19 protein-coding genes are annotated in these 24,030 nt (G+C 70.6%); 2 read left to right on the top strand and 17 right to left on the bottom strand.

What is annotated here, in order from left to right:
* Nucleotides 1-2,348: condensation domain-containing protein (locus FB157_RS36975; protein WP_186581856.1), on the bottom strand; the 2,348-nt coding region annotated here is incomplete at its 3' end.
* A 276-nt stretch (nucleotides 2,349-2,624) separates the two neighbouring features.
* Between FB157_RS36975 and FB157_RS36970 the strand changes: the two genes are divergently transcribed.
* Complete coding sequence (locus FB157_RS36970) at nucleotides 2,625-3,695, top strand: glycoside hydrolase family 5 protein (RefSeq protein WP_261386767.1); 1,071 nt, start codon at nucleotides 2,625-2,627, stop codon at nucleotides 3,693-3,695.
* Between the two features lie 99 nt (nucleotides 3,696-3,794).
* On the opposite strand, the gene FB157_RS36965 is transcribed toward FB157_RS36970, so the two are convergent.
* The 16 genes from FB157_RS36965 to FB157_RS36890 form a co-directional block, all read right to left on the bottom strand.
* Entirely contained in the window at nucleotides 3,795-5,462 is a 1,668-nt protein-coding gene (locus tag FB157_RS36965; protein ID WP_145885086.1) for a glycosyltransferase family 2 protein, read from the bottom strand.
* A 416-nt stretch (nucleotides 5,463-5,878) separates the two neighbouring features.
* Nucleotides 5,879-6,376, bottom strand: a complete 498-nt coding sequence (locus FB157_RS36960) for an EVE domain-containing protein (protein ID WP_145885085.1) — start codon at nucleotides 6,374-6,376, stop codon at nucleotides 5,879-5,881.
* Between the two features lie 89 nt (nucleotides 6,377-6,465).
* The gene (locus FB157_RS36955) at nucleotides 6,466-7,887 is read right to left on the bottom strand and encodes an NAD(P)/FAD-dependent oxidoreductase (protein WP_145885084.1); all 1,422 of its coding nucleotides are present in this window, start codon (nucleotides 7,885-7,887) and stop codon (nucleotides 6,466-6,468) included.
* Between the two features lie 525 nt (nucleotides 7,888-8,412).
* A complete protein-coding gene (locus FB157_RS36950) occupies nucleotides 8,413-10,797 on the bottom strand; it encodes an excinuclease ABC subunit UvrA (RefSeq protein ID WP_145885083.1) in 2,385 nt (794 codons plus the stop codon).
* Between the two features lie 208 nt (nucleotides 10,798-11,005).
* The gene (locus FB157_RS36945; RefSeq protein ID WP_145885082.1) at nucleotides 11,006-11,965 is read right to left on the bottom strand and encodes an SDR family NAD(P)-dependent oxidoreductase; all 960 of its coding nucleotides are present in this window, start codon (nucleotides 11,963-11,965) and stop codon (nucleotides 11,006-11,008) included.
* A gap of 53 nt (nucleotides 11,966-12,018) precedes the next feature.
* Nucleotides 12,019-12,783 (bottom strand): trans-aconitate 2-methyltransferase, encoded by a 765-nt coding sequence (locus tag FB157_RS36940; RefSeq protein ID WP_145885081.1) that lies wholly within the window; start codon nucleotides 12,781-12,783, stop codon nucleotides 12,019-12,021.
* A gap of 89 nt (nucleotides 12,784-12,872) precedes the next feature.
* A complete protein-coding gene (locus FB157_RS36935) occupies nucleotides 12,873-14,078 on the bottom strand; it encodes an aminotransferase class V-fold PLP-dependent enzyme (RefSeq protein ID WP_145885080.1) in 1,206 nt (401 codons plus the stop codon).
* A 5-nt stretch (nucleotides 14,079-14,083) separates the two neighbouring features.
* A complete protein-coding gene (locus FB157_RS36930; RefSeq protein WP_145885079.1) occupies nucleotides 14,084-15,403 on the bottom strand; it encodes a pyridoxal-phosphate dependent enzyme in 1,320 nt (439 codons plus the stop codon).
* Nucleotides 15,400-16,872: an alanine racemase gene (locus FB157_RS36925; protein ID WP_145885078.1), complete on the bottom strand. Its 1,473-nt coding sequence runs from the start codon at nucleotides 16,870-16,872 to the stop codon at nucleotides 15,400-15,402. Before FB157_RS36925 ends, FB157_RS36930 begins: the two co-directional genes overlap by 4 nt.
* Nucleotides 16,873-16,986: 114 nt before the next feature.
* Nucleotides 16,987-18,144: a pyrroloquinoline quinone biosynthesis protein PqqE gene (pqqE, locus tag FB157_RS36920; RefSeq protein WP_261386766.1), complete on the bottom strand. Its 1,158-nt coding sequence runs from the start codon at nucleotides 18,142-18,144 to the stop codon at nucleotides 16,987-16,989.
* On the bottom strand, nucleotides 18,141-18,413 hold the full coding sequence (pqqD, locus tag FB157_RS36915) for a pyrroloquinoline quinone biosynthesis peptide chaperone PqqD (protein WP_385170054.1): 273 nt from the start codon (nucleotides 18,411-18,413) through the stop codon (nucleotides 18,141-18,143). The genes pqqE and pqqD overlap by 4 nt, the downstream gene beginning before the upstream one ends.
* Nucleotides 18,410-19,177, bottom strand: coding sequence for a pyrroloquinoline-quinone synthase PqqC (gene pqqC / locus FB157_RS36910; protein WP_145885077.1), 768 nt, complete (start codon nucleotides 19,175-19,177; stop codon nucleotides 18,410-18,412). Before pqqC ends, pqqD begins: the two co-directional genes overlap by 4 nt.
* Nucleotides 19,174-20,088 carry a pyrroloquinoline quinone biosynthesis protein PqqB gene (pqqB, locus tag FB157_RS36905; protein ID WP_145885076.1) on the bottom strand — a complete coding sequence of 305 codons (915 nt, stop codon included), beginning with the start codon at nucleotides 20,086-20,088 and terminating at the stop codon, nucleotides 19,174-19,176. Before pqqB ends, pqqC begins: the two co-directional genes overlap by 4 nt.
* 8 nt (nucleotides 20,089-20,096) lie before the next feature.
* A complete protein-coding gene (gene pqqA / locus FB157_RS36900; protein ID WP_145885075.1) occupies nucleotides 20,097-20,237 on the bottom strand; it encodes a pyrroloquinoline quinone precursor peptide PqqA in 141 nt (46 codons plus the stop codon).
* A gap of 58 nt (nucleotides 20,238-20,295) precedes the next feature.
* Nucleotides 20,296-21,447 carry a sorbosone dehydrogenase family protein gene (locus FB157_RS36895; RefSeq protein WP_261386765.1) on the bottom strand — a complete coding sequence of 384 codons (1,152 nt, stop codon included), beginning with the start codon at nucleotides 21,445-21,447 and terminating at the stop codon, nucleotides 20,296-20,298.
* Nucleotides 21,448-21,734: 287 nt separating this feature from the next.
* Complete coding sequence (locus tag FB157_RS36890) at nucleotides 21,735-23,216, bottom strand: glycoside hydrolase family 55 protein (RefSeq protein ID WP_261386764.1); 1,482 nt, start codon at nucleotides 23,214-23,216, stop codon at nucleotides 21,735-21,737.
* A gap of 107 nt (nucleotides 23,217-23,323) precedes the next feature.
* Between FB157_RS36890 and FB157_RS36885 the strand changes: the two genes are divergently transcribed.
* Nucleotides 23,324-24,025 carry a CDP-alcohol phosphatidyltransferase family protein gene (locus tag FB157_RS36885; protein WP_145885073.1) on the top strand — a complete coding sequence of 234 codons (702 nt, stop codon included), beginning with the start codon at nucleotides 23,324-23,326 and terminating at the stop codon, nucleotides 24,023-24,025.
* The last annotated feature ends 5 nt before the right edge of the window (nucleotides 24,026-24,030 follow it).

The following is a 24,030-nucleotide window of genomic DNA, read 5'->3' as shown; positions in this document are numbered from 1 at the left end:
TCGGTCGCCCCGCCCAGACTGACGATCTCCGCGTTCCGGAACACCCCCCGGACCTCGTCCGGCAGCGACAACGGCGTGTAGTCACCGGAGAGGAACACCAGGCGCAGTTTGTGGGTTCCCTCCCACTCGGCCTGCCGGGACAGCAGGGGAGGAAGCTGGTTGAGGGTGGTCGGCACCGAGTCCCAGAAGGTGATCGGCTCGGTGAGCAGCAGGTCGAGCAGTACTTCGGGATCGCGCTGCTCGGCCTCGTCGGCGACGTACAGCCCACCACCACAGCCGAGAAGACCGAAGATGTCGAAGACGGAGAGGTCGAAGCCGAGCGAGGTGACGCACAGGGCCACGTCGTCGGGACCGAAGCCGAAGGTCCGATAACACCAGTTGAGCAGGTTGTGGACGGGGCGATGGGTGACCACTACGCCCTTGGGCTTTCCGGTGCTGCCGGAGGTGAAGACGACGTACGCGGTGTTGTCCGGCCCGGTGACCGGTTCCGGGTTGCCCTCGGCGACAGGAAGCGGCGGCTCCTGCTCACCGGCCACCTCGACGAGTTCGACGCCGGCCGGGAGCGCCATGGGTTCGGTGTCCGAGGTGGACAGGACGAGACGGGCCCCGGTGTCGGCGAGCATGCCGGCGACGCGGTCGGCCGGCAGCGACGGTTCCAGGGGCAGATAGGCGCCGCCGGCCTTGAGCACGCCGAACACGGCGGCGATCATGGCCGGGCCGCGGCGGACCCCGATGCCGACCACGGTCTCCGGGCCTACGCCGCGCTCCTTGAGGTCCCAGGCGATACGGTTCGCACGCTCGTTCAGCTCCCCGTAGGTCATGGTTCCGCCGGCCCAGCGCACCGCGATCGCGTCCGGCCTCCGGGCGGTCTGCTCCTCGAACAGCAGATGGAGCGGGCCCGGGCACGGGAAGTCGCGGGCCGTGTCGTTCCACTCGACGAGAATCCTGTGGCGTTCCTCGGCGTCGAGCGGGCGGCCCGCGGCCTCGCGCGGTGCGGCCGCGACGGTGTGCTCCCGCTCCGTGACGGCGGGCACGTCGACGGCGCCGACGGTGATCCCGGGGTCGGCGACCACTTGCTCCACCACGCGCACGAACCGCGCCGCGATCCGCTCCACCGTCGAGCGGTCGAAGAGGTCGGTGGCGTACTCGATCTCCCCCTTCACCGACCCGTCGGACTCGTCCGGCGCGAGGTTGAAGAACAGGTCGAACTTCGCCGAGCCGGTGGGGATGGGTTCCATCGACACCGTCAGACCGGGCATGTCCAGTTCCGGCGGCTGGTTGTTCTGCCACGCCAGTACCACCTGGAACAGCGGGTGGTGCGCGGCCGACCGTTCCGGCCGCAGCAACTCGAGCAGTCTCTCGAACGGGACGTCCTGGTTCTCGTACGCCGCGAGCGCCTTCTGCCGTACCTGTTCCAGGACCCGCTCGAACGACGACTCCGTCGACAACCGGACCCGCAGCACCCAGGAATTGACGAAGAACCCGACGAGGTCGTGGAGCGCCTCGTCGGTGCGGCCCGCGATCGGCGATCCGACCGTCACGTCGTCGCCGCTGCCCATCCGGTGCAGCAACACGGTCAGCGCGGCCTGGAACACCATCGAGACCGTCGCGCCGTGGGCTCGGGCCATCGCCTCGACCCGCGTCCGGGTCCCGGCAGAGAGGCCGATCTCCACCGATCCGCCCCGGTGGCTCGCCACCTCGGGCCGGGGCCGGTCCAGCGGCAGCGGCAGCGGCTTCGAGACCCCGGCGAGTTCCTCGCGCCAGTACGCCGCCTGCACCGACAGGAGGCTCTCCGGGTCTGCCAGGTCCCCCAGTTCCTCCCGCTGCCACAGCGTGTAGTCCGCGTACTGCACCGGCAGTTCCGTCCATTGCGGCGCACGGCCGGCCACCCGCGCGCGGTACGCCACGGACACGTCCCGTGCCAGCGGCGCCAACGACGCGCCGTCACCGGCGATGTGATGGATCACCAGCACCAGCAGGAACTCGTCGTCACCGCACTGGACGAGACTCCCCCGCAGCGGCACGTCGGCCGACAGGTCGAACCAGCCGCTCGTGACCGAGGAGATCACACCGGGCACCCGGTCGGGAGCCACCCGCCCCCAGTCCTTCCAGGGCAGCTCGACCTCGGCCGGGTCGAGAACGCGCTGGAACGGCTCGCCGTCCAGTTCTCCGAAGACCGTCCGAAGCACCTCGTGGCGCGTCATCACGTCCTGGAACGCGGCGCGTAACGCGGCCGTGTCGAGGCTTCCGTGGAACCGCAGGAGCAGCGGGATGTTGTACGTCGAGGAAGGGCCCTCGAAGCGGGTGATGAACCAGATGCGGCGCTGCGCGTACGACAGGGGAATCATTTCCTCGTTCACCTTTCGATCACTCTGCGCAACTGCAAACGCGGTGTCCAGATCAACGGGGCACTCATCGAGCCCAATCGTCAAGCCGACTCGGGTGATTGGCCACCGAGGTGAAAGAAGTCGGTCAGAGATTGCAGTACGGAACCGGTAGGCCTGACCAGAGCTCCACTCCCGGTGACGGGGGCGATCGTGGCCCAGGGGGGTGAAATTCTCCGTCCCTCGGACGAAGCGCGCTGGCGCTGCGTCACTTACCGCGTCCATTTCGTCGAGTGTGCTGTGCAGGACGATCCCCAGGAACCGGAGGCACAGGTGCGCTCACTACCTTCTCGCAGCCGTTGGGTCACCCGAAGCGCACTGGCCATAGCGGCGACGCTCGGCCTGCTGACCGCGACCACGGCGCACGGAGCGGAGGTCCGGCCGGCCGCCGGACCCAGGACTCCGGTCCAGGCGTACGGCAAGCTCCGCGTCTGCGGCACGCACCTGTGCTCCGCGTCCGGCACGCCGGTCCAGCTGCGCGGCATGAGTTCGCACGGCACGCAGTGGTTCGCCCACTGTCTGACCGACCGCGCCCTGGACGTACTGGCCCACGACTGGAAGGCGAGCGTCCTGCGGGTCGCGACGTACGCGCGCCAGGGCGGTTACGAGGCCGATCCGAAGCGCTTCACCGACCTGGTGAACCGGCTGATCGACCGGGCGAGCGCCCGTGGCATGTACGTCATCGTCGACTGGCACATGCTCAACCCGGGCGACCCCTATGCGGACCTCCAGAACGCGAAGAAGTTCTTCAAGGACATCGCGGAGCGGAACAGGAAGCGGCCCAATGTGATCTACGAGCTCGCCAACGAGCCGCACGAAGTGAACTGGCCGACCATCAAGAGTTACGCGGAAAAGCTCATTCCCGTGATCCGCTCCCAGGACCCCGCCGGCGTGATCCTCGTTCCGACGCCCGGCTGGTCCACGTTCAGCGCCTCCGAGGGTTCCGACGAGCGAACGGTCGTCAGTGATCCCGTGGCCGCGAAGAACATCATGTACACCTTTCACTTCTACGCGCGAGTAGCGGCCGAGGGGTACATGGAAATCCTGCACCGTGCCGCGTCCAAGGTCCCCGTTTTCGTCACCGAGTGGGGTATCGCGTCCTGGACGGGGTACGGCAGCGACCGCGTCATGGCGCAGAAGTGGGTCGACCTCATGGCGAAGGACAAGATCGGTTGGACGAACTGGAGCCTGTCCGACAACGACCGGGAGCATTCGGTCTTCAAGCAGGGCACCTGCAAAGCAGGTACCTTCTCCCGCTCCGGCTCCCTCACACCGAACGGCGCCTGGATCCGGGAACGGATCAGAGGCTGAGGCCGCCGTCCCCGCCGGGGTGACGACGAGAGGTCCGTGGGGCCCGGATCCGGGCTCCACGGACCTCTTCGTGTCGCACGCTCCCCCGGGACTCTCGTTTCACGCTCCTCCGGCACTCTTCGCGGGCTCCATCAGCTTCCTCGGCGCGATGACGGGCACACGCGCCGCGGTGACGGTCCGCGGCGGGACGAGGACACGGCCGACGATCACGGCGTAGAACAGGCCGGAGGCCAGCACCAGGCAGAAGTCCGGCGGGTACAGGGTGACGGTCCGCCAGAGCGCGGCGCTCACCCACACGACAGCCGTGCCGCCGTTCCAGACCCAGACACCGATCCAGAAGCGCCGGTTGGTGGACCGGCCCGCGGCCGCCGAGCCGGTGGGCCGCCAGGACTGGCGCCTGCCGCGCACGACGTCCCAGATGGCGAACAGGTGCGCCCAGCCGTACAACAGGCGCACGGCCCAGGCTTCGAGCCGGTAGCGGCAGCGGTGCCACCACGGGAAGATCAGCACCGTGTAGACGACGCTGGGCAGGACCAGCAGCGCGTTCTCGGCTCTGAGCTTCTCGGGCATGGCCACCAGCAGGACCACCGGGATCAGCGGCGCCACGAAGGTGAACAGTGCCGTGTGGAGGTAGTAGAAGAAGCCGGAGACGTAGCAGAGCCGGGTGGTGAGCCGGAGCTTGGTGTCCCAGAACTTCCTGCTTCCCAGCAGGCTCATGGATCCGGAGCACCAGCGGTACTGCTGGTGGTAGAACGCGCTCACGTTGTCGGGGCAGTTGCCGGTGGCGAGGGGGAGCGGCACATAGCGCAGACTCCAGCCGAGGCGACGCAGGTCGAAGCCCGTGTGCACGTCCTCCGAGTGCTCGATCAGCGTGGTACCGCCGTTGGCCTCGAGCGCCTTGCGCCGGTACACGGCGCAGCTCCCCACGCAGATGGCGCCGCCGTGCCGCTGACGGGACACCTGGACCACCCGGTAGAACAGCTCCTGGACGGAACCCGCACCGCGCTCGATCCACGTCTGCCGGCCGAGCACCCGGAAGTACTGCGGTGACTGGACGATGCCGACCTCCGGGTCGTGCTCCAGGTAGGGCAGCAGTTCCTCCAGAAGGTCCGCCCGGGGGGCGAAGTCGGCGTCGAGGATGAGAATGTACTCCTCGTCGGAGATGCCCAGCCCGTAGTGCAGGTTGCCGGCCTTCTTGAACCAGCCACGGTTGGGCCGGCTCCCGTAGACGAAGCCGAACCTCTCGGCCAGGTAGGCGAGTTCCGGGTTCGCGGAGTCGTCGAGCACGTACGCGGTGGCCCTGCCGGGGTAGCGGTCGGCGAGCCGGCGCACGTGCGTCCAGGTGTTCTCCAGTACCTCCACGGGCTCACCGCACACGGGCAGGAAGACCGCGACCGTCGGGTGTGCCTTCGGACGCCAGCCCTGGACGAGCCGGCGGTGGGCCTTCAGGTCGAAGTCTGCGGTGAAGGCGTTCACCCGCATCGAGGTGACGTAGTACAGGACGGTGAAGCCCAGGCACGGCAGCAGGACGATCAGCCAGAGCGAGGAGTGGAGCAGTCTGAACTGGCTGTAGACGAGACAGCCCATGCTGATGAGCGAGGCGGTCGTGAGCACCCAGAGGTGACGACGGACGTAGGAGTACTTCTCCTTGTCGTCCGGGGGTTGTGGGAGTACGTGGTTGCCGGTCTGCCCGGACCGAGGAGCTGTCTGCCGGGCGATCGTCGGCGGGATCTGGGTCGCGATGGTCTCAGGTGAATCGAGACTCATCCGATTTTCCTTGAAGTCTTGTTCACGTCCTTGCTGTAGCCAGCCCGGGCACGAGGATCGCGTTCGGATGGGCCGATTGCCGCACGAGTCGCCCGAAGGAAGGATGCGGGGCGGCCGGGCAACCGCCAAAGGGGCGCAGGGGCTGCCCGAGCCTTCGGCCCGGACAGCTCCTCAACAGGCCTTTTGCGTTCGCCGGCCACAGACGAGGGGGCGGGTGGTGGTCTCCGGTGCCGTCTCCACGGCCGTGCATCAGCGGGCCGGGACAGCGCCGATCGGGTGACCGGAGGGGGCTCGGCCACCGGGCCGCGCTGCGGACCCTGCCGGATGCTGCTACTCACCAGGGTGGCCGCCGGACGGACCGGCTGCGCCGTGGGACGAGCCCGGGCCGCCGTGCGGGGTCCTGCGGGCCCTCGCCCTCATCGCCCCATCGCGACGCGGAGCAGCTCGAAGTCCTCGACGGCCAGCGGAACCAGGCCGAGACGCAGTCCGTATCCCCAGTTCGGCTGCCGGGTCAGGAGCAGGTCGGCGGCGACGGTGCGCAGGTCGGCGGCGTGCACGTCCTCGAAGTCGACGGTTCGGCGCCATGGCCGTACGGTCCCTCTGGCGCCCATGTTCATGACCTCGTCGGCGAGATGGGGCTCGTCGTCGGCGATGACTCCGAGCGCCGTGAAGGCGCGCAGTCTCGCCCTGTCGCCCATGCGCTCGGTGGGCGAGTAGAAGACGAATCCGTCGCCCCGGCGCATCCGGGCGAGATTGCGGCGGTCGCCGTGGTTGAGCTGGATCCAGCCGTGCCTGCTCGCATGCCGGGCGTGCTCGGCGGACACCACGCCGAGCCAGGCCCGCCCGGGCGAGCCGGACGCGTTGCGCGAGAGGTCTTCGCCCTCGGTGGAAAAGAGCGTCGGGTGACTGTTCATGGGCCCTCCTGAAGCCGTGGGACTGCCGTTCGGAGGAGCCCAGTCTCAGGGCAATACCTGACATGCGGCGTCATGTATTGGCGATGGCGTCATGCGTGGCCGATGACGTCGTGCATGGCGCGTCTGGCGGCGTGATGGCCGCACATGCCGTGCGCCCCGGGGCCCGGCGGGGTCGCCGCCGAGCAGAGGTAGTGACCGGGGAGCCCGGTGGCGTACGGATCGAGGCCGAGGCGGGGGCCGAAGACGAGTTGGGGGATGTTCTTGGCGCCGGTGAGGATGTCACCGCCGACGTAGTTCGGGTTGTGGGCGGGGAACGCTGAGGTGGGGCGGGTACTCATGCCGATCACGCGGTCCCGGAACCCGGGGGCGAACCGCTCGATCTGGGCGATGATCGCCTCGGTGGCGTCGCCGTCGTAGCCGTGCGGCACATGCGCGTAGGTCCAGACGGGGTGCACGTCGCCGACGGAGCGCTGCGGGTCGGCCAGGTACTGCTGGCCCACCAGGACGAACGGCCGCTCGGGCATCCGTCCGGCGGTGATCTCCCGTTCCGTGAAGGCCACTTCGGAGAAGGGGCCGCCGACGTGCACCGTGCCCGCCCGGCGTGCCGGCAGGGCGGACCAGGGCACCCCGCCCTCGACCGCGAAGTCCACCTTGAAGGCGCCCGGGCCGTGCCGGAACCGCCGGTAGGCGCGGGCGACGCGCGGCGGCAGGCGGTCGCCGAGGATGTCGGCCACCGCCCCGGGCGCGAGATCGAACATGGTCACGTCGGCGGGCGGAAGGTCCGTGGCCGACCGGACCCGCACCCCGGTCTCGATCTTGCCGCCGAGATCGGCCAGCAGGGCCGCGAGGGCGTCGGTGATGGCACGGGAGCCGCCCGCCGCGACCGCCCAGCCGTGCCGGTGCCCGGCGGTCAGGATGCCGAGGCCGATGCTGGAGCTCATCGGGTGGTGCAGCGGCTGGAAGGCGTGGGCCGCCACTCCGCCGAACAGCGCGCGGGCCTCCTCCGTCGCGAACGTGCGGGCCAGCGCCGCGGCGGGAAGCAGGGCCGGCAGCCCGAACCGGGCGAGCCGGACCGGGTGCCGCGGCATCCGGAGCAGCGGACCCATGACGTCCTCGGCCAGGATGTCGAAGGCGGCGGAGGGTCCGTCGAACAGCCGCCGCCACCGCGCTCCGTCGCGTCCCAGCGCGGCCGCGGTGTCGCTGACGGAGCGGTACAGGACACCGGCCGCCCCGCCGTCGAGCGGATGCGCGCAGTCGATGTCCGGGAGCCGCCACCGAAGGCCGTAGCGGCCCAGGTCCAGCTCGCGCAGGAACGGCGATCCCACCGCCATGGGATGCACCGCGGAGCAGTGGTCGTGCAGCAGTCCGGGCAGGACGGCCTCGCCGCTGCGGGTGCCGCCGCCGATCTCGTCGGCGGCCTCCAGGACGGTGACCCGCAGCCCGTACCGGGCCAGGGTGACGGCGGCGGCCAGCCCGTTCGGGCCGGCGCCCACCACGATCGCCTCACTCATGAGCCGCCGCCGGTGCGGGAGTCGCCGCCGCGCCGTGCCGGCGTACGGGGACGGCCGGCTCGTGCTCGGCAGGCCAGGGCTCGCGGACCGTCATGTGAGTGACGGTCGCACCGCCCTCCTCGATCGGCCCTGTGGCCGTCCACGGGCGGCAGTGCCGGCACTGCCGTCGCATCGGCTGGGACTTGGGAAACGATCACACGCAGCTCGCCCGGTTCGTGGTGGCAGCGCTCCTGGACCGCGCGCAGCAGCTGCTCTCGTGCAGACGGCCGGCGCCGAAGCTTCGTCCGAGGACGGCGCGGGCCACGGTCTCTCCGTCGCGGACATCGTAGGCGTCCATGTCGTCGGGGCCACGGGCAGCGGACCGTCGAGGGCGCGCCAAGGCGTTCCGCCGGTACCCCGCGCGGCGCCGCGAACGCGCCTACGGACCAGGTCCGTAGGCGCGTTTCACGACGTCGTACACGGCGGCCGTGCCCGGCACACAGGACCGCAACCGGGCCGCGCAAAGCCCCGGGGCGCACGCGTCGGTCAGGCTCCGATGTAGGCCGCGAGGTGTTCGCCGGTGAGGGTGGAGCGGGCTGCGACGAGGTCGGCCGGGGTGCCCTCGAAGACGATCCGGCCGCCGTCGTGGCCCGCTCCGGGGCCGAGGTCGATGATCCAGTCGGCGTGCGCCATGACCGCCTGGTGGTGCTCGATGACGATCACCGACTTGCCCGAGTCGACCAACCGGTCGAGGAGGCCGAGGAGTTGCTCGACGTCGGCGAGGTGGAGGCCGGTGGTCGGCTCGTCGAGGACGTAGACACCGCCCTTCTCGGCCATGTGGGTGGCCAGCTTGAGCCGCTGCCGTTCGCCGCCGGAGAGGGTCGTCAGCGGCTGGCCGAGGGTGAGGTAGCCGAGGCCGACGTCGGCGAGCCGGCCGAGGATGCGGTGCGCCGCCGGCGTACGGGCCTCGCCGTCCGCGAAGAACTCGGCGGCCTCGGTCACCGGCATCGCCAGCACCTCGCTGATGTCCCGGTCGCCGAGGCGGTACTCGAGCACCGAGGCGTCGAACCGCCGTCCTTCGCACTCCTCGCAGGTGGTGGCGATGCCGGCCATGATCGCCAGGTCGGTGTAGATGACGCCGGCGCCCTTGCAGGTGGGGCAGGCGCCCTCGGAGTTGGCGCTGAACAGGGCCGGCTTGACGCCGTTGGCCTTGGCGAACGCCTTGCGGATCGGGTCGAGCAGCCCGGTGTACGTCGCCGGGTTGCTGCGCCGCGAGCCGCGGATCGCGCCCTGGTCGACCGACACGACACCCTCGGTGGCCGGGATCGACCCGTGCACGAGCGAGCTCTTGCCGGAGCCGGCGACGCCGGTGATGACCGTCAGCACCCCGAGCGGGATGTCGACGTCGACGTCCTGCAGGTTGTTCGCCCGCGCGCCGCGGATCCGCAGCGTGCCGGTGGCCGCGCGCACCGTGTCCTTGACGGCGGCCCGGTCGTCGAAGTGGCGGCCGGTGACGGTGCCGCCGGCCCGCAGCCCCTCGACGGTGCCCTCGAAGCAGACGGTGCCGCCCGCCGTGCCGGCGCCGGGGCCGAGGTCGACGACGTGGTCGGCGATCGCGATCACCTCGGGCTTGTGCTCCACGACGAGCACGGTGTTGCCCTTGTCCCGCAGGCTCAGCAGCAGGTCGTTCATCCGCTGGATGTCATGGGGGTGCAGGCCCGTCGTGGGCTCGTCGAAGACGTACGTGACGTCGGTGAGCGAGGAGCCGAGGTGGCGGATCATCTTGACGCGCTGGGCCTCGCCGCCCGACAGCGTGCCCGAAGGCCGGTCCAGCGAGAGGTAGCCGAGGCCGATCTGCACGAACGAGTCCAGGGTCTCCCCCAGCGCCGCCAGCAGCGGCTTGACCGAGGGTTCGTCGAGACCACGGACCCATGCGGCCAGGTCGCTGATCTGCATCGTGCAGGCGTCGGCGATGCTGATCCCCTCGATCTTCGAGGACCGGGCTCCCTCGCTGAGTCGGGTGCCGTCGCAGTCGGGGCAGGTGGTGAACGTCATCGCCCGCTCGACGAAGGCGCGGATGTGCGGCTGCAGTGAGTCGACGTCCTTGGACAGCATCGACTTCTGGATCTTGGGGATCAGACCCTCGTACGTCAGGTTGATGCCCTCGACCTTGATCTTGGTGGGCTCCTTGTACAGGAGGTCGTGCAGCTCCTTCTTGGTGAACCTGCGGATCGGCTTGTCCGGGTCGAAGAAGCCGCAGCCCTTGAAGATGCGGCCGTACCAGCCGTCCATGCTGTAGCCGGGGATCGTCAGCGCCCCCTCGCTGAGCGACTTGCTGTCGTCGTACAGCTGGGTCAGGTCGATGTCGGTGACCGTGCCCCGGCCCTCGCAGCGCGGGCACATGCCGCCGGTGATGCTGAAGCTGCGCCGCTCCTTGACGGTCTTGCCGCCGCGCTCGACCGTGACCGCGCCCGCGCCGCTGATCGAGGGGATGTTGAAGGAGAACGCCCGGGACGAACCGATGTGCGGCTGCCCGAGCCGGCTGAAGAGGATGCGCAGCATCGCGTTGGCGTCGGTGGCGGTGCCGACCGTGGAGCGGGGGTCGGAGCCCATCCGCTGCTGGTCGACGATGATCGCGGTCGTCAGCCCTTCCAGTACGTCGACGTCGGGGCGGGCCAGCGTGGGCATGAAGCCCTGCACGAAGGTGCTGTAGGTCTCGTTGATCAGCCGCTGCGACTCGGCGGCGATCGTGTCGAACACCAGGGAGCTCTTGCCCGAGCCGCTGACGCCGGTGAAGACGGTCAGCCGGCGCTTGGGGATCTCGACGGTGATGTCCTTGAGATTGTTCTCGCGCGCGCCGTGCACGCGGATCAGTTCGTGGCTGTCGGCAACGTGCGGCGCAGGCGACTGCGTGTCCGTCCTCTTGGTCATGCTTCTCGTCACTCCATCCCTCGGGCGGGCCCGCCTTCACGGTCTCCACCGGTGCCGCCTGGCCGGATCCGACCGGCTTCGAGCGTAACGTCCGATTTTCCTGCCTCGGACGGCACCCGTGGCGGCCACGGTAGCCGCGGCTCCGCGACCGGCGCTTCTCCATTCCTGACCGGTCCGGTGGCGACCGCGAGGCGGGCCCGCTAGGGATCTAGGCCGCGAACGCGTCGACGCCCGTCAGCTCCGCCGAAAGGGCCCACAGACGGGCCGCCTGCTCCGGGTCCGTCGCCCAGTCCCGCACGCCCAGGCGCTCGCCCTCGGGGGCGGGCTCGGCGATGTCGCAGTCCTCGAGGTAGACGCCGCCCAGGCCCTCGAGCTGGGGCGAGGTCGCCGCCCACACCTGGGTGGCCGCACCCTGCTGCGGGGACTTGAAGCCCTCGGGGTTGAGCGCGTTGCCCTGCTCGTCGATCCAGCCGCGCTCCACCATCTCCGCCTTGGGCAGGTGCCGCTGGAGCGGGGTGAGGATGCCGCCGGGGTGGAGTGCGAAGGCGCGCACCCCCTGCCCCCTGCCGAGCCTGTCCAGGTGGACGGCGAACAGGACGTTCGCGGTCTTGGCCTGGCCGTAGGCCTCCCACTTGTCGTAACCCCGCTGCCAGTGGACGTCGTCCCAACGGATGCCGGAGAAGTGGTGGCCGCGGGAGGAGACGGAGACCACGCGGGCGCCGCCGGGTTCGATCGCCGGCCACAGGCGGTTGACCAGGGCGTAGTGGCCGAGGTGGTTGGTGGCGAACTGCGCCTCCCAGCCGGGTCCGACCCGGGTCTCGGGGCAGGCCATGATCCCGGCGTTGTTGATCATGAAGTCGACGGTGCGTCCGGAGTCGAGGAACCGCTCGGCGAACGCCCGCACGCTGTCCAGGTCGCCCAGATCGAGCTGGTCCACCTCCACCCCGTCCAGACCCGCGAGCGCCTCCCGCGCGCTGTCCGGACGCCGCGCCGGCACGACGACCTCGGCCCCCGCCCTGGTGAGCGCCCGGGTGGTCTCCAGCCCGAGCCCCGAGTAGCCACCGGTGACGATCGCGAGCTTTCCGCCGAGGCCGATGCCTTCGAGAACGTCGTCGGCCGTGCTGTCGGCCCCGAAACCCGAACCGATCTTGTGCTGTGCAGTGCTCATGCCCGAAACGCTACGAATTGGAGCACACTCGAAGTCAAGCCGGACCGGACTGATCAGCGGATCGCCACGACCACATAGCTGTCGCCGTACTGCCAGACGGGCCCGGCGTGGCCGAAGCCCGCCTGGCCCAGGAGTCGCAGGTGCGCGGACAGGGAGAGCCGGGCGGCGCTGTCCGTTCCCGTCGGGGGACGACGGGCCCGGTGTTCGGTGTAGAGGTCGGCCATCTCGGGGTCCTCGGCGATCGCCGTCCACCAGGAGGACCAGTCCTCGTGGGCGAATGCCCGCCGGCGTTCCGCCCGGCGGTGTCCGATGTGTCCGGCGATCTCGGCGAGTCGGGCGTCGTCCTGGGGCAGGTGGTCGCCGTTGACGAGGATGCCGCCGGGGCGCAGGAGCGAGGCCAGCCGGCCGTAGGTGCGGCGCAGGTTCTCCGGGGTCAGGTAGTGCAGGGCCGTCGTCGAGACGGCCGCGTCGAGCGGGCGGTCGAGGCCGAGAGCCTCGGTCCAGCCGTGCTCGCCGATGACCGTGTCCACGTAGCGCGCCGCGTCCGCGTGGTGGGCGCGGGCCAGCTCCAGCAGGAGCGGGTCCCGGTCCACCGCCACGATGTCCGCTTCCGGGAGCCGCCGGGCCAGGCGGGCCGCCAGCGATCCGGGGCCGCAGCCGAGGTCGACGATCAGCGGCCGGTGGGCGGCGCTCGCGGCGATGTGCTCGACCATGTCGGCGATCACCGTGAAGCGCTCCTCACGGTCGACGGCGTACCGCTCCTGCTGCCGCTCCCACCGCTCCACCCATCGCTCGGCCGTTGCCAGACTCAGCCCCATACGGTCGTGCCACCTTGCCGTCTCGCCCCTGGTTCCTTCGCCGAGGCTACAGCTGACAACGGTTTCCATTCCCTGATCGGGGGCCGGTATCACCCGAGGGTGGCAAGGACCGACAGGAGTCTGTCGATCTCCTCCATGCTGTTGTAGACGTGCAGGCTCACCCGTACCGAGTCGGCCTTCTCCCCCGCCCCGCCCTGGCAGTGACTGTCGGAGCGGACCATGAAGCCGTGGCTGAAGAGGATGAACCCCAGGTCTCCCGAGTCGATGTCACGGTGCCGGAAAGTGACGATGCCCTGGCGCTGCTGCACGGGTGAGCCGGCGGCGACGCTCGTCCGGCAGCCGAGGATCTCGTAGGCGTCCAGGTGGCGCAGCCGGTCGGTGAGCCGGGCCGCCAGGGCCACGGTCCACCGCTCGATCCGGTCGGGCCCGGCCGCCTCCAGCCAGTCCAGCGCCGCGTGCAGGGAGGCGATGCCGACGGTGTTGGGCGTACCCGGCCAGCCGCCGGGGGCGAACGCCGGTCCGCGTGCCTGGCGCGCCCAGAGGGCCCCCGAGCCGGGCAGGGCCATCGCCTTGTGACCGGAGAAGACGACGAAGTCGACGTCCAGCTCGGCCACGGACACCGGCAGATGACCGACACTCTGGGCCGCGTCCAGGCAGATGACGGCGTCCGGGCCGACCGCCTCGCGGATGCGGTGGATGTTCATGTTCCCGCCGTAGACGTGGTGCACATGGGTCACGGCGACGAACCGGGTGTGCGGCCCGGCGAGGGAGGCCAGCGCCGTGTGGTCGTAGTCCCCGGATGCCTGCTGGTACGGCATCGGCAGGACGCGGACCCGCACGCCCTGGCCGGACAGCTGCTGCCGGGCCTCCAGCCAGGGCGAGATGTTGGCCTGGTGGTCGGCGACCGGGACCACGATCTCGTCGCCGTCGGCGAGGAGCCGGGGAAGCCAGTCGCGGGCGACCGCTCGCAGTCCCTCGGTGGTGCCGCTCGTGAAGTGCACGGCGGACTCCGCCGGATCCGGGTCGCCGAGGAACCGTTTGACCCGGTCCCGGGTCTCCTCGACCAGGGCCGTGGTCCGGTTGGCCCAGGTGTAGGTGCCGCGCCCGGCGTTGGCGTTGGTCGTGGTCAGGTAGGCCTGGACCGCGTCGAGTACGGCCTGTGGCTTCTGCGCGGTGGCCGCGCTGTCCAGGTAGGCCAGCTCCGGGTGCCCCGCGATGATGGGGAACTGGGCGCGCAGGGCGCTCAACTCCGCACTGCCCGACTCCCCTTGAGGCACGATCCCGGGCGCCGTCATGCCGCTCAGTCCCGTACCAGGGGTGCGCCGGCGTCGCGCCAGGCGATGATGCCGCCGGTCAGACTGCGGACCTCCGGGTGCCCCATACGGGTCAGCAGCGCGGCGTAGCGGGCGGACTTCTCACCGACCGGGCAGGCGAGCAGCACCGGGCGGTTGCGACTGAAGGGCAGGCCGCCATGGACCAGTTCCTCGAACAGCTCGTCGACGATGTTGACCGAGCCGTCGATGTGCAGGGCGGCATAGGCGGAAGGGCTGCGCAGGTCGACCACGAGAGGCCGGCCGGTGGCGATCCATGCCTGGGCCTCGGCGACGCCGATGGCCGGAGCCTCGTGCACCTCTGTGTCGGACACATCGGCCGGTGCGTTCCTGCGGCTGGGGCGGCCGAACAGGTCCGGGCGGCGCCGGCGGACGTAACTCAGGTAGCTTTCGACGCGGTCGCAGACGATGAAGACCGCGGACTGACGTCCCGTCAGTTCCTCGTCGGCTGACCGCAGTCGGCGCAGGGCACCGAAGTAGGCGGCTCCGCCGGTGGGGCCGGCCAGGATGCCGCACCGGCGGTTCAGCGTCAGCATGCCCTCGATCGCGTCGTCGGCGCTCACCGCCTCGATCGCGTCGTAGGTGCCCGGATCGAACAGCCCGACCTCGCGCGCCTCGTCGATGGTGCGGATGCCGGGGATGAAGTCGGACTTGTCCGCGACCAGTCCGACGACCCGTACGGCGGGGTCGTGTTCGCGCAGTGCGCGGGCGACGCCGGTGGAGGAACCGGCCGTGCCCACACAGGCGATGAACCAGTCCGGGGCCCGGCCGTCCAGGTCCTTGACGATCTCCGGGCCGGTGCCGGTGAGATGGGCCTCGGTGTTGCGCGGGTTGAAGTACTGGTCGGTGTGCAGGAAGGCGCCGCCGGGTTCGGACAGCGTCCGGTGAAAGAGGGTGAGCGGGTCGTCGGTGGCGGTCGGGTCCAGGCACTCGCTCTGGCCGGGCAGCTCCTCGATCTCGGCGCCGAGCAGCAGCAGGAGGTCCTTGATCTCCGGGATGCGCATCCGGTTGGTGACGCTCCTGAAGGTCAGGCCGTGCATCCCCGCGAGCACGGCCAGCGCCTTGGCGGTGTTGCCGCTGGACAGCTCCACGATCTGCCTGCCGTTCGCGGCAGCGGCCCGCAGGTGGGGGCGCGCCATGTTCCAGGCGGCCCGGTCCTTGACCGATCCGAACGGGTTGAGCAGTTCCAGCTTGGCGTACAGGTCGATGTGGGCGAGACCGTGTACGGCCGGGTCGATGCGCACGAGCGGAGTGTTGCCGATGGCCTCGGTGATGCTGTCGTACCTCACTGCGCTCCTCCCACGGAGGTGGTCGGCCAGTACTGATCGTCCAGGCACCAGCGCCACGAACCGCCGTCCTGCCAGGCGGCGACCTTGCGGGCGACGGGCCGGCGCTGGGCGCGGGTGGCGTGGAAGTCCATGCAGTAGGCGGCGGTGTTGACGAAGGCCAGCAGGTCGCCCGGTTCGGGGCGGCGGGGCAGGAACACCGTCCGCCGGGTGATCAGGTCGGCCTCCAGGCACAGGCTGCCGAAGAGATGGGCGGCGACCGGCTCCGCGGCGGGGCCGGCGCGGGCCGGGTCCCGCGGGAGGACCAGGGGGTCCATGAGGACCCCGTGCTCCTCCAGGGCGATGTCGTCGGCCTTCGCCTCCAGCCGTACGAGAAGCTCGCCGCCGGCCTCCTGGGTGCGGACCTCCAGCACCGTCGCGAGCGTCAGCCCGCACTGGTCCAGCAGCGCCCGACCGGGTTCGGTGTGCAGGTCGTAGAGGTGCTCCAGCAGCAGGTCGGCAAGCGGGCGGCCGTCGAAGGGCGCGGCCGGGTGCGCGAGGAGTTCGTCCAGGTACCGCGCCCCGGCGACCGACCGGTGCGCGGGGTAGAGCCCGAGCGCGCCACGCAGGGTGCCGGCCTCGTTGCGCAGCCCGTAGCCGTGCCCGCCCCAGGTCAGGGGTGCCCGGGTGCCGAGGACCGCGGCGGTCAGTTCGGTCGTGTACCGCTCCCACTGCTCGTGCTCGGCAAGGTAGTTGACACCGAATCCGCCGCCGATGTCCACGGCCGTCGGCCGCAGTCCCCGCTCCCGGCACTCCTCCAGTACGCGCAGGCAGCCAACGAGCGCCGTGGCCTTCTCGTCGAGGCTGGTGGTGTCCAGGTGGTACGCCACTCCTACCGGGTCGACGACGTCGTGGTGCCGCTCGACCGCCTTCAGCAGCGGATCCAGCTCCCGCACGGGTGAGCCGAACCGGCTGCGCCGGCTCAGCACCCGCACCCCGGCGGTCTCGAACCCCGACAGCCGCAGCAGGACACGAGCCCGTGGCAGGGCGTGCCGGCGTACGAGGGCGGCGAGCTGCTCCAGCTCGTCACGGCTGTCGACGCTGACGGTGACCGACGTTCGGGCGGCCAGCCAGAGGAACTCCCTGTTCTTCGGTCCGGTGGCGGTGATGCGCTCGGGGGTGAATCCGGCGCCGAGCGCGTGCTGAAGCTCGCCCAGGGAGGCGACGTCCACGCCCGCGTCCGTGGCGGCCAGCCGCCTCAGCAGGGCGCTGGACCCGTTGGCCTTGTGGGCGAAGAAGACCTGGCCGGAGAGGTGGTGGCTGCGGTACACCGATCGGAACCGCTCCAGATTCGCGGCGATCTGGTCGGGAACGACCGCGTGCAGCGGCGACCCGAGCGCGCCGACGAGCGTGTGCAGCAGCTCGCCGGAGTCCGCCAGTGACCGCAGCCGTGGTTCCAGCCGCGGACGGAGAAACAGGGGCTGCCCGCCCATGCCTGGTGCCTCCCCCCGAACCCAGGCCCGGCATCCCGGGCACGGCAGACCACTCCCCGCGGCTTGCCGTATGACCCTCTTCCCCCGTCCGGTCGGTTTACGCCCCGTACCTCCCTAGTGGGAGCAGGTCGGCAGGTTTTCGCCGGAGCCCGGTCCTGGGAGCCCCGCACGTGCGGGTGCCGCCCCGGGCCGCCGGTAGACGTACGGCGGCGGCTCCACCGTGCCGCCGTCGGCCAGCTCGCGGACGAGGTGGTGGTCCGGCGACAGCGCGCACGCCGGGTCGGTGCGGGCGGCGTCGCCAGTGAGCGCGAACGCCTGGCAGCGGCAGCCTCCGAAGTCCTCCTCCTGGCGGGGACAGCCGCTGCAGGGGCCCGTCATCCACTCGGTGCCGCGGAAGCGGTCGAAGGCCGGGGACTGCTCCCAGATCCAGGCCAGTGGGTGGTCACGGACGTTGGGCGGGTCCAGGTCGGGCAGGGAGGCGGCCGCCGGGCAGGGCAGGGCGGTGCCGTCGGGTGCGACGGTGAGCGAGACCGCTCCCCAGCCGCCCATGCAGGGCTTGGCGACGCCGTCGAAGTAGTCGGGCACGACCCAGACCAGGTCGACGCGGCCGGCGAGCCGCTCCCGCCATTGTTCGAGGGACTCCCGGGCGCGGGCGAGCTGCTCGCGGGTGGGCAGCAGCGCGGTGCGGTTGAGCAGGCCCCAGCCGTAGAACTGCGTGTTGGCCAGCTCGATGCGGTCGACACCCCAGTCCACGCCCAGTTCGACGAGGGCGTCGAGGGCGTCGAGGTTGTCGCGGTGCAGCACGACGTTGAGGCCGAGCGGGAGCCCGGCCCGGCGGACGAGGGCCGCGGCCCGTTCCTTCGCGGCGAACGAGGACCGGCGGCCGGCGATCCGGTCGTTGGCCCGCGGGTCGGCGTGCTGGACGGAGAGCTGGACACTGCGCAGCCCGGCCGTGGTGAGCGCGGCCAGCCGGGCCTCGTCGAGGCCGGTGCCGCTCGTCACCAGCTGGGTGTAGATCCCGGCCGACTCCGCGGCGGCGACGATCTGCTCCAGGTCGGTTCGCAGCAGGGGCTCGCCACCGGAGAGGTGCGTGTGTACGACGCCCAGCCCGGCGGCCTGACGCAGCACGTCCGCCCACTCCTCGCCGCTCAGCTCGCTCGAACGGCGGGCGAGCTCCAGCGGGTTGGAGCAGTACGGGCAGTGCAGCGGGCAGGCGTGGGTGAGTTCGGCGAGCAGGGCCCAGGGGCGGGCGGGATTCGTGGCACCGGTCACTTGAGCCAGCCCTCCTGTCGCAGCCGGCCGAGGAAGGAGGGGACGGTGGTGGCCACCGGGGCGCCGGGGAACCGCTCGACCAGCTCGTCGACGATGCCGGGCACGGTGCGGGTGCCGTCGCACAGGCCGACGACCATGCCGGCGTGGCCCTCCAGGACGACCACGCGTTCCGGCAGGACCAGCAGGTCGGCGCCGCGCACGGTGTCGTGCCGCAGCATCAGCGAGGGGGCGAGCGCGGGGCACCAGGTGTTCTCGGGCTCCGGGATCACTTCGGCTCCCGTCGGTCGTCCTGCCCGAGCCGGCCGGGGCCGCCCGCCTGCTCGGACCGTCCCGCGTGCTGCACGGCGTCGAGCAGGGACCACAGCACGTCGCACTTGAAGGAGAGCGCGGCCAGCGCCTTCTCCTGGTCCGTGCGGGTGCGGGCCCACTGGAGAACCAGGTCGAGCGCCTCGGTGCTGTCGCGCCGGCCCTGGTCGACGCGGGTGCGGAAGTAGCCGAGCCCCTCCGCCGAGATCCAGGGGTAGTGCCGCTCGAACGCCTCGATGCGCCGGCGCATGAGGTCCGGGGCGGTCAGTTCGGTGAGCGAGGCGGCGACGGCCTCCAGGGTCGGGCGGAGACGGCAGAAGTTGACGTAGCCGTCCACCGCCATCCGTACGCCGGGCAGCACGTCCTCGCCCGACAGGAGGGTCCGGCGGTCCAGGCCGGCCGCCTCGCCGAGCCGCAGCCAGCGCTCGATGCCGCCCTCGCCCTCGCTGCGTCCGTCGTGGTCCTCGATCCGCCGCAGCCACATGCGCCGCAGCCGCGGCGAGTCCAGCTTGGCGGTGATCAGGGCGTCCTTGACCGGGATGTGGCGCTGGTAGTGGAAGCGGTTGGTGATCCAGGAGCGCACCTCGGCCCGGGTCAGGTCGCCCTGGTGCATACGGACGTTGAAGGGATGGCGGTCGTGGTAGCGCGCCTCACCCACCGCGCGCAGGCGGGCCTCGAACTCGGCGGGGCTCCAGGGTTCCGTCAGCGGGGCAAGTGTCGTGGTCACAGCTCGATCACCATTCCGTCGTCGGCCACCTCGATGCCCAGCCGGGCGAGCTGCTTGTGCTGCGGCGCGGCGGGGTCGACGAGGGGGTTCGTGTTGTTGAGGTGCGTGTAGAGACAGCGGGCGGACAGCGTGGCGAGGATGCCGGCGGTGCCGTCCGGTCCGTCGACGGGCAGGTGGCCCATGCCCGTCGCGGTGCGGGCCGAGATGCCGGTACGGCGGGGCTCCTCGTCGTCCCAGAAGGTGCCGTCGACGATGACGCAGTCGGCCTCGGCGGCGGCGCTGTGCAGGGCGTCGGACCAGGTCGCCACGGCGGGGGCGTAGAGGGCCGACCTGCCGGTGGCGGAGTCGTACAGGCGCAGCGCGACGACCCAGGCGTCGTGCGCGGGGTCGTCGGCGGCGTATCTCGGACGCTTGTCCGAGACGGGTACGGCACTGATCCGTACACCGGATGCGGACGGGCCCGCGGCGTCGGCGCGCAGCGGCTGCGCGCCCCGGGGTTCCAGTTCCCACCAGGTCAGGGTGGTGTAGGGGGCGAGCACCTCGCCGAGGTGCAGGCGGTCCTCGAGTGCCCGGCGGACCGGAGCGGTCGTCAGGAGTTCCAGGCCCTCCGCCTCGCGCAGCCGCCAGATGCCCAGCGTGTGGTCGAGTTCGGCGTCGGTGAGGACCACTCCGGCGATCGGCGTCTGCCGGGGTCCGGGCCCGGGGTGGAGGGCCGGGTGGGCCTCGATCTGGTCACCGATGTCGGGGGTGGCGTTGACGAGGTACCAGCGGCCCTCGTCGGCACGGACGGCCAGCGAGGCGTGCCTGCGGCGCCGCACACAGTGGGCGCGTGCCCCGGAGCACCCGGGGCACGCGCAGTTCCACTGGGGGATGCCGCCGCCGGCGGCGGTGCCGAGTACCTGCAGCAGCATGCCGGCGGTTAGCGGACGCTGAGCGAGTAGGCGGTGACCTCGAGCGCGGTGTCGACGATCGTGTACCCGGGCGTCTGCCACTCGGTCCGGCCGGCTTCCTCGGTGGTGGTCGTGGCCGGCTGTTCGATGTGTTCGACGGCTTCGTTCATGGTGTGTGCCTTCCTTTCGGCAGAGGTGAGTTCGCCCCCTTCGTTCAGGAGGGGGTCGTCACTTGATGGTCACTTTGAGGAGGAGGTCCTTCGCGATGCCTCGGTCGCTCGTGCCCAGCCAGAGCTGGTCGGCGCCGGGTACCTTGGCCAGCGCCCGCAACCGGCCGTAGGCGCCGTTGTAGTACGCCGTCGCCGGCAGGACGCCTTCGCCGGTGGAGTCGATCGGGATGCGCCACAGCCTCTTGCCGCTGAGCGTCGCGGCGTAGATGACGTTCTTGACGATCGCGATCTGGGCGGGCACGCCGCCCTGGTCCGGCCTCCAGACCATCTTGGGGTTCTTCATGCCCGCGACGGAGCAGTTGCCCTCGCACTTGGGCCAGCCGTAGTTCCCGCCCGGCTTGATGAGGTTGAGTTCGTCCCAGGCGTCCTGGCCGATCTCGGTCTCCCACAAGCGGCCGTTGCGGTCCCAGGCCAGGCCCTGGGGGTTGCGGTGGCCGTAGCTGTAGACGCGGGTTCCGAACGGGTTTCCGGGAGCGGCGGCACCGGTTTTGGTGATCCGCAGGATCTTTCCGTTGAGCGACTTCTTGTCCTGGGCCAGCTGCGACTGCTGCGCGTCGCCGGTGGTGACGTAGAGGTAGCCGTCCGGACCGAAGGCGATCTTTCCGCCGTTGTGCTGCGTGTCCCTGACGATTCCGGTGAGAATCGGGGTGTAGCCGCTCAGCGAGGTGCCGTTGAAGTTCATCCGGACCACGCGGTTGTCGACGGACGTGGTCTCCATGAAGAACACGGCCTTGTCCGTGGTCCCGTTCCACCCGGGTGACGCGGCGACACCCAGCAGGCCGCCCTTGTCCTGGGTCGCCTGGCTCCACACCGCCTTCGGGACCGTGCCGACCTTCTTCTTGGACCCGTCCAGGGCGACCTTCCAGACCGCTCCGGTGTCGCGTTCGGTCACCAGCGCGGAGTTCCTGCCCGGCAGGAACGAGATCCCCCAGGGGGTCGTCAGCTTGTCCGAGAGCGTGCTGATACCCGACGGTGCCGCGCCCTGACGGTGCGCGCCGGATCCGCCTTCCTGCGCACGGGGGACGGACGGCGGTACCGCGGCGGTCGCGGTCGACTGGCCCACGCCGACAGCCGCCGCAGCGGCGACAGCGGTGATCGCGACCAGGCCCGGACGGACCCGATGCAGCGCCGAATGCGCCAAGCGTGACATCCACATGCCTTTCCTGTCGTGGGACGCGACCGCGTGATTGCCCACGGAGAACGGCGCGCCCGACTGCGATACACGGGGTGGTGCTCATTACTGCGCCGCAGCGTGGTGAACCCGGTGAAAAGGGCGGGACCGAAGCGTGGCAATGACTCCTTTCTGGAGTATCAGACGCTCACGGAATCTCTGGCCACCCGGATCCCCCCATCCTGCTGAAGGTCCGTAAAGTCCCTCCCACGGGTGACCCGTCGTCATGGCAGGTGGCGGGGCTGCCTAAGCCGCCGCAGCCGGATCTACCTTTTGGCGCAGCCGGCCGGGTCGCTGTCGGAACGGGCCGGGGAGTGCGGGGACGCAGGAGTCTCCGAAGGAGTCGCCGCGGGGCTCGGCTCGGGCGTCGCGGTGGGCGTCGGGCTCGGGGACGAGGTCGGAGAGGGGGCCGGGGAGGAGGTCGGGCCGATGCAGGGCGGCGCGGTCGTGGGGGATGCCGGCCGGGGCGAGTCACCCGCGTCGAGATGGTCGACGCAGTCGACGAAGCGCACGAAACGGGGCCGCTCGGTGCCGTCGGCGGGCACCGCGAAGTCACCGGCCGCGTGACTGCGGAGCAGGCACATGTCGTAACGCGCGAGTGGCGGGAGGGTGTCCTGCGAGGCGGTGGTCCGGTACTCGTGGCGGCCCACCAACTGGCAGGAGTCGTAACGGATCAGCGGTCCCCGCGGACCCACCGCGTAACGGTGCGCGCGGACTTCGGCGGAGAAGTCCCGGTAGCCGAAGGCGGTGTCGTCGCAGTCACTGAAGTGGACCGTTCCGCTGTTCCACAGGCAGTCGATGACCCGCACATCGGGATTGCGCACCTCGAAGCGGATGTCCTCGGCGTGGAACCGCTGCACGGAGTCATGGTGCACGTTGACGGGAAAGCGGAAGAACGTACTGGTGGTGCCGTATTCCGGGGTGCTCTCGGGGCGTTTGCCGGTGATGATGTACGAACCGCCGCGGCAGGTGATCGAACCTCCGTAGGGAAACTCCAGGAAGTTGCCCCAGTCGTATTCGACCTTCATGTCGGTGAACCAGTAGTTGAGGAACTGGTCCTGGTCGTTCGGATGGCCTTTCCCGCGCTCCGAGAGTCCGGAATACAGAAATGCCCGGCGATAGCTGCCGCCGACCCGGCACGCCTCCCACCGCATCTCCGAGTTGGTGTCCGTGCCGTCCAGGGCGAGCCCGTACTCCCATTCCCCCATCCATTCGCACTCGGAGAACCGGTAGTCCTGCGCCTGCCCGGTCGAGTACGAGCTGAAGAAGGAGGCGCCGGGCGTGTCCGAGCGGAACTGCATGCGTTCGAAGGAGAGATTCGACCAGGCGTCCTCGTTGCGGCAGAGATAGGAGCCGGGGCCGGTGTCCGGGCGGAACACGAGGGTCGTCATCCGCTTGCCCGCTCCGGCGAAGCGCAGGCCGTTCGCGGGCCGCGGCGGAGCGACGCCGTTCAGCAGTGCGTCAGGACGCGTGATGAGGAAGTCGCCGGCGGGGATCTCGATCACCACGCGGCCGACACCCTGGGAAACGCGCGCGGCGGCCAAGGAGTAGGCGACCTCGAACGCCGCACTGTCGTCGGTCCGCCCGTCACCCACCGCGCCGAGGTCGGCCACGTTGACCACGGTCGCCGTGTCGGACCTGGAACGTCCGCGCCCCGGAAGGGCGCCGGAGGCGGTCGCCTCGGCCCTGCCCCGCGGGCCGGCGACGGCGGGTGGGGTGGGGGTGGACAGAGCCGTCGCGGCCAGCACCGACGCTCCGCCACGCAGGAGATGCCGACGGCTGACACGGGGTCTTTCGCCACCCGTTTCTGTCATAATCTCCTTCTTTCCAAGTACTTACACCAACAAGGTGGGAAATGACCGAGTTCGCCCAAGTGCTCAGGCAGTTGTCGTCGGCACAGAAGCCCACGAAGGGAACGTCGGTCTACACCGAGTTCGTCAACCGTCCGGCCGGCCGGGTACTGGCCGCTGTGGCCTACCGGATCGGGGCGACGCCGAATCAGCTGACGGTGCTCGGCGCCCTGTTCACCTTTCCGGCCCTGGCCGCCGTGGCTCTGCTGCCGCCGGCTCCGGTGATGGCGGCCTGTGTCGGTACGGCCATGGCCTTCGGGTTCGCCCTGGACGCGGCGGACGGTCAGCTCGCGCGCGGCCAGTGTTCGGGCAGTGCGTCCGGCGAGTGGCTGGACCATGTGCTGGACTGCGTCAAGCTCGTCACCCTGCACCTCGTGGTGCTGGTGTCGTTCTACCGGTTCTTCACGCTGCCCGGTCCGGCCTTCCTGCTGGCGCCGATGATCTTCCAGCTGGCAGCCGTGGTGATCTTCTTCGCCGGGATCCTGACGGAGAAGCTCAAGCTGCGGACGGCGGACCCGGGACCGCCGAGGCCGGCCCGGGCACTGTGGTCCGTGTTGCTCCTGCCGGTCGACTACGGCGTGACCTGCATCAGCTTCCTATTCCTGGGAAGTCAGCACATCTTCCTTGCGGTGTACTGCACTCTGCTGCTGGCCCATGTCCTGTTCATGGCAGCCTTCCTGGTCAAGTGGTTTCGCGAGCTGCGCTGAGGGGA

The sequence above is a fragment of the Streptomyces sp. BK340 genome (assembly GCF_007827595.1).
GTDB lineage: Bacteria > Actinomycetota > Actinomycetes > Streptomycetales > Streptomycetaceae > Streptomyces.
The sequence above is the reverse complement of the archived record's forward strand: the minus strand, read 5'-3'. Positions and strand labels throughout refer to the sequence as shown.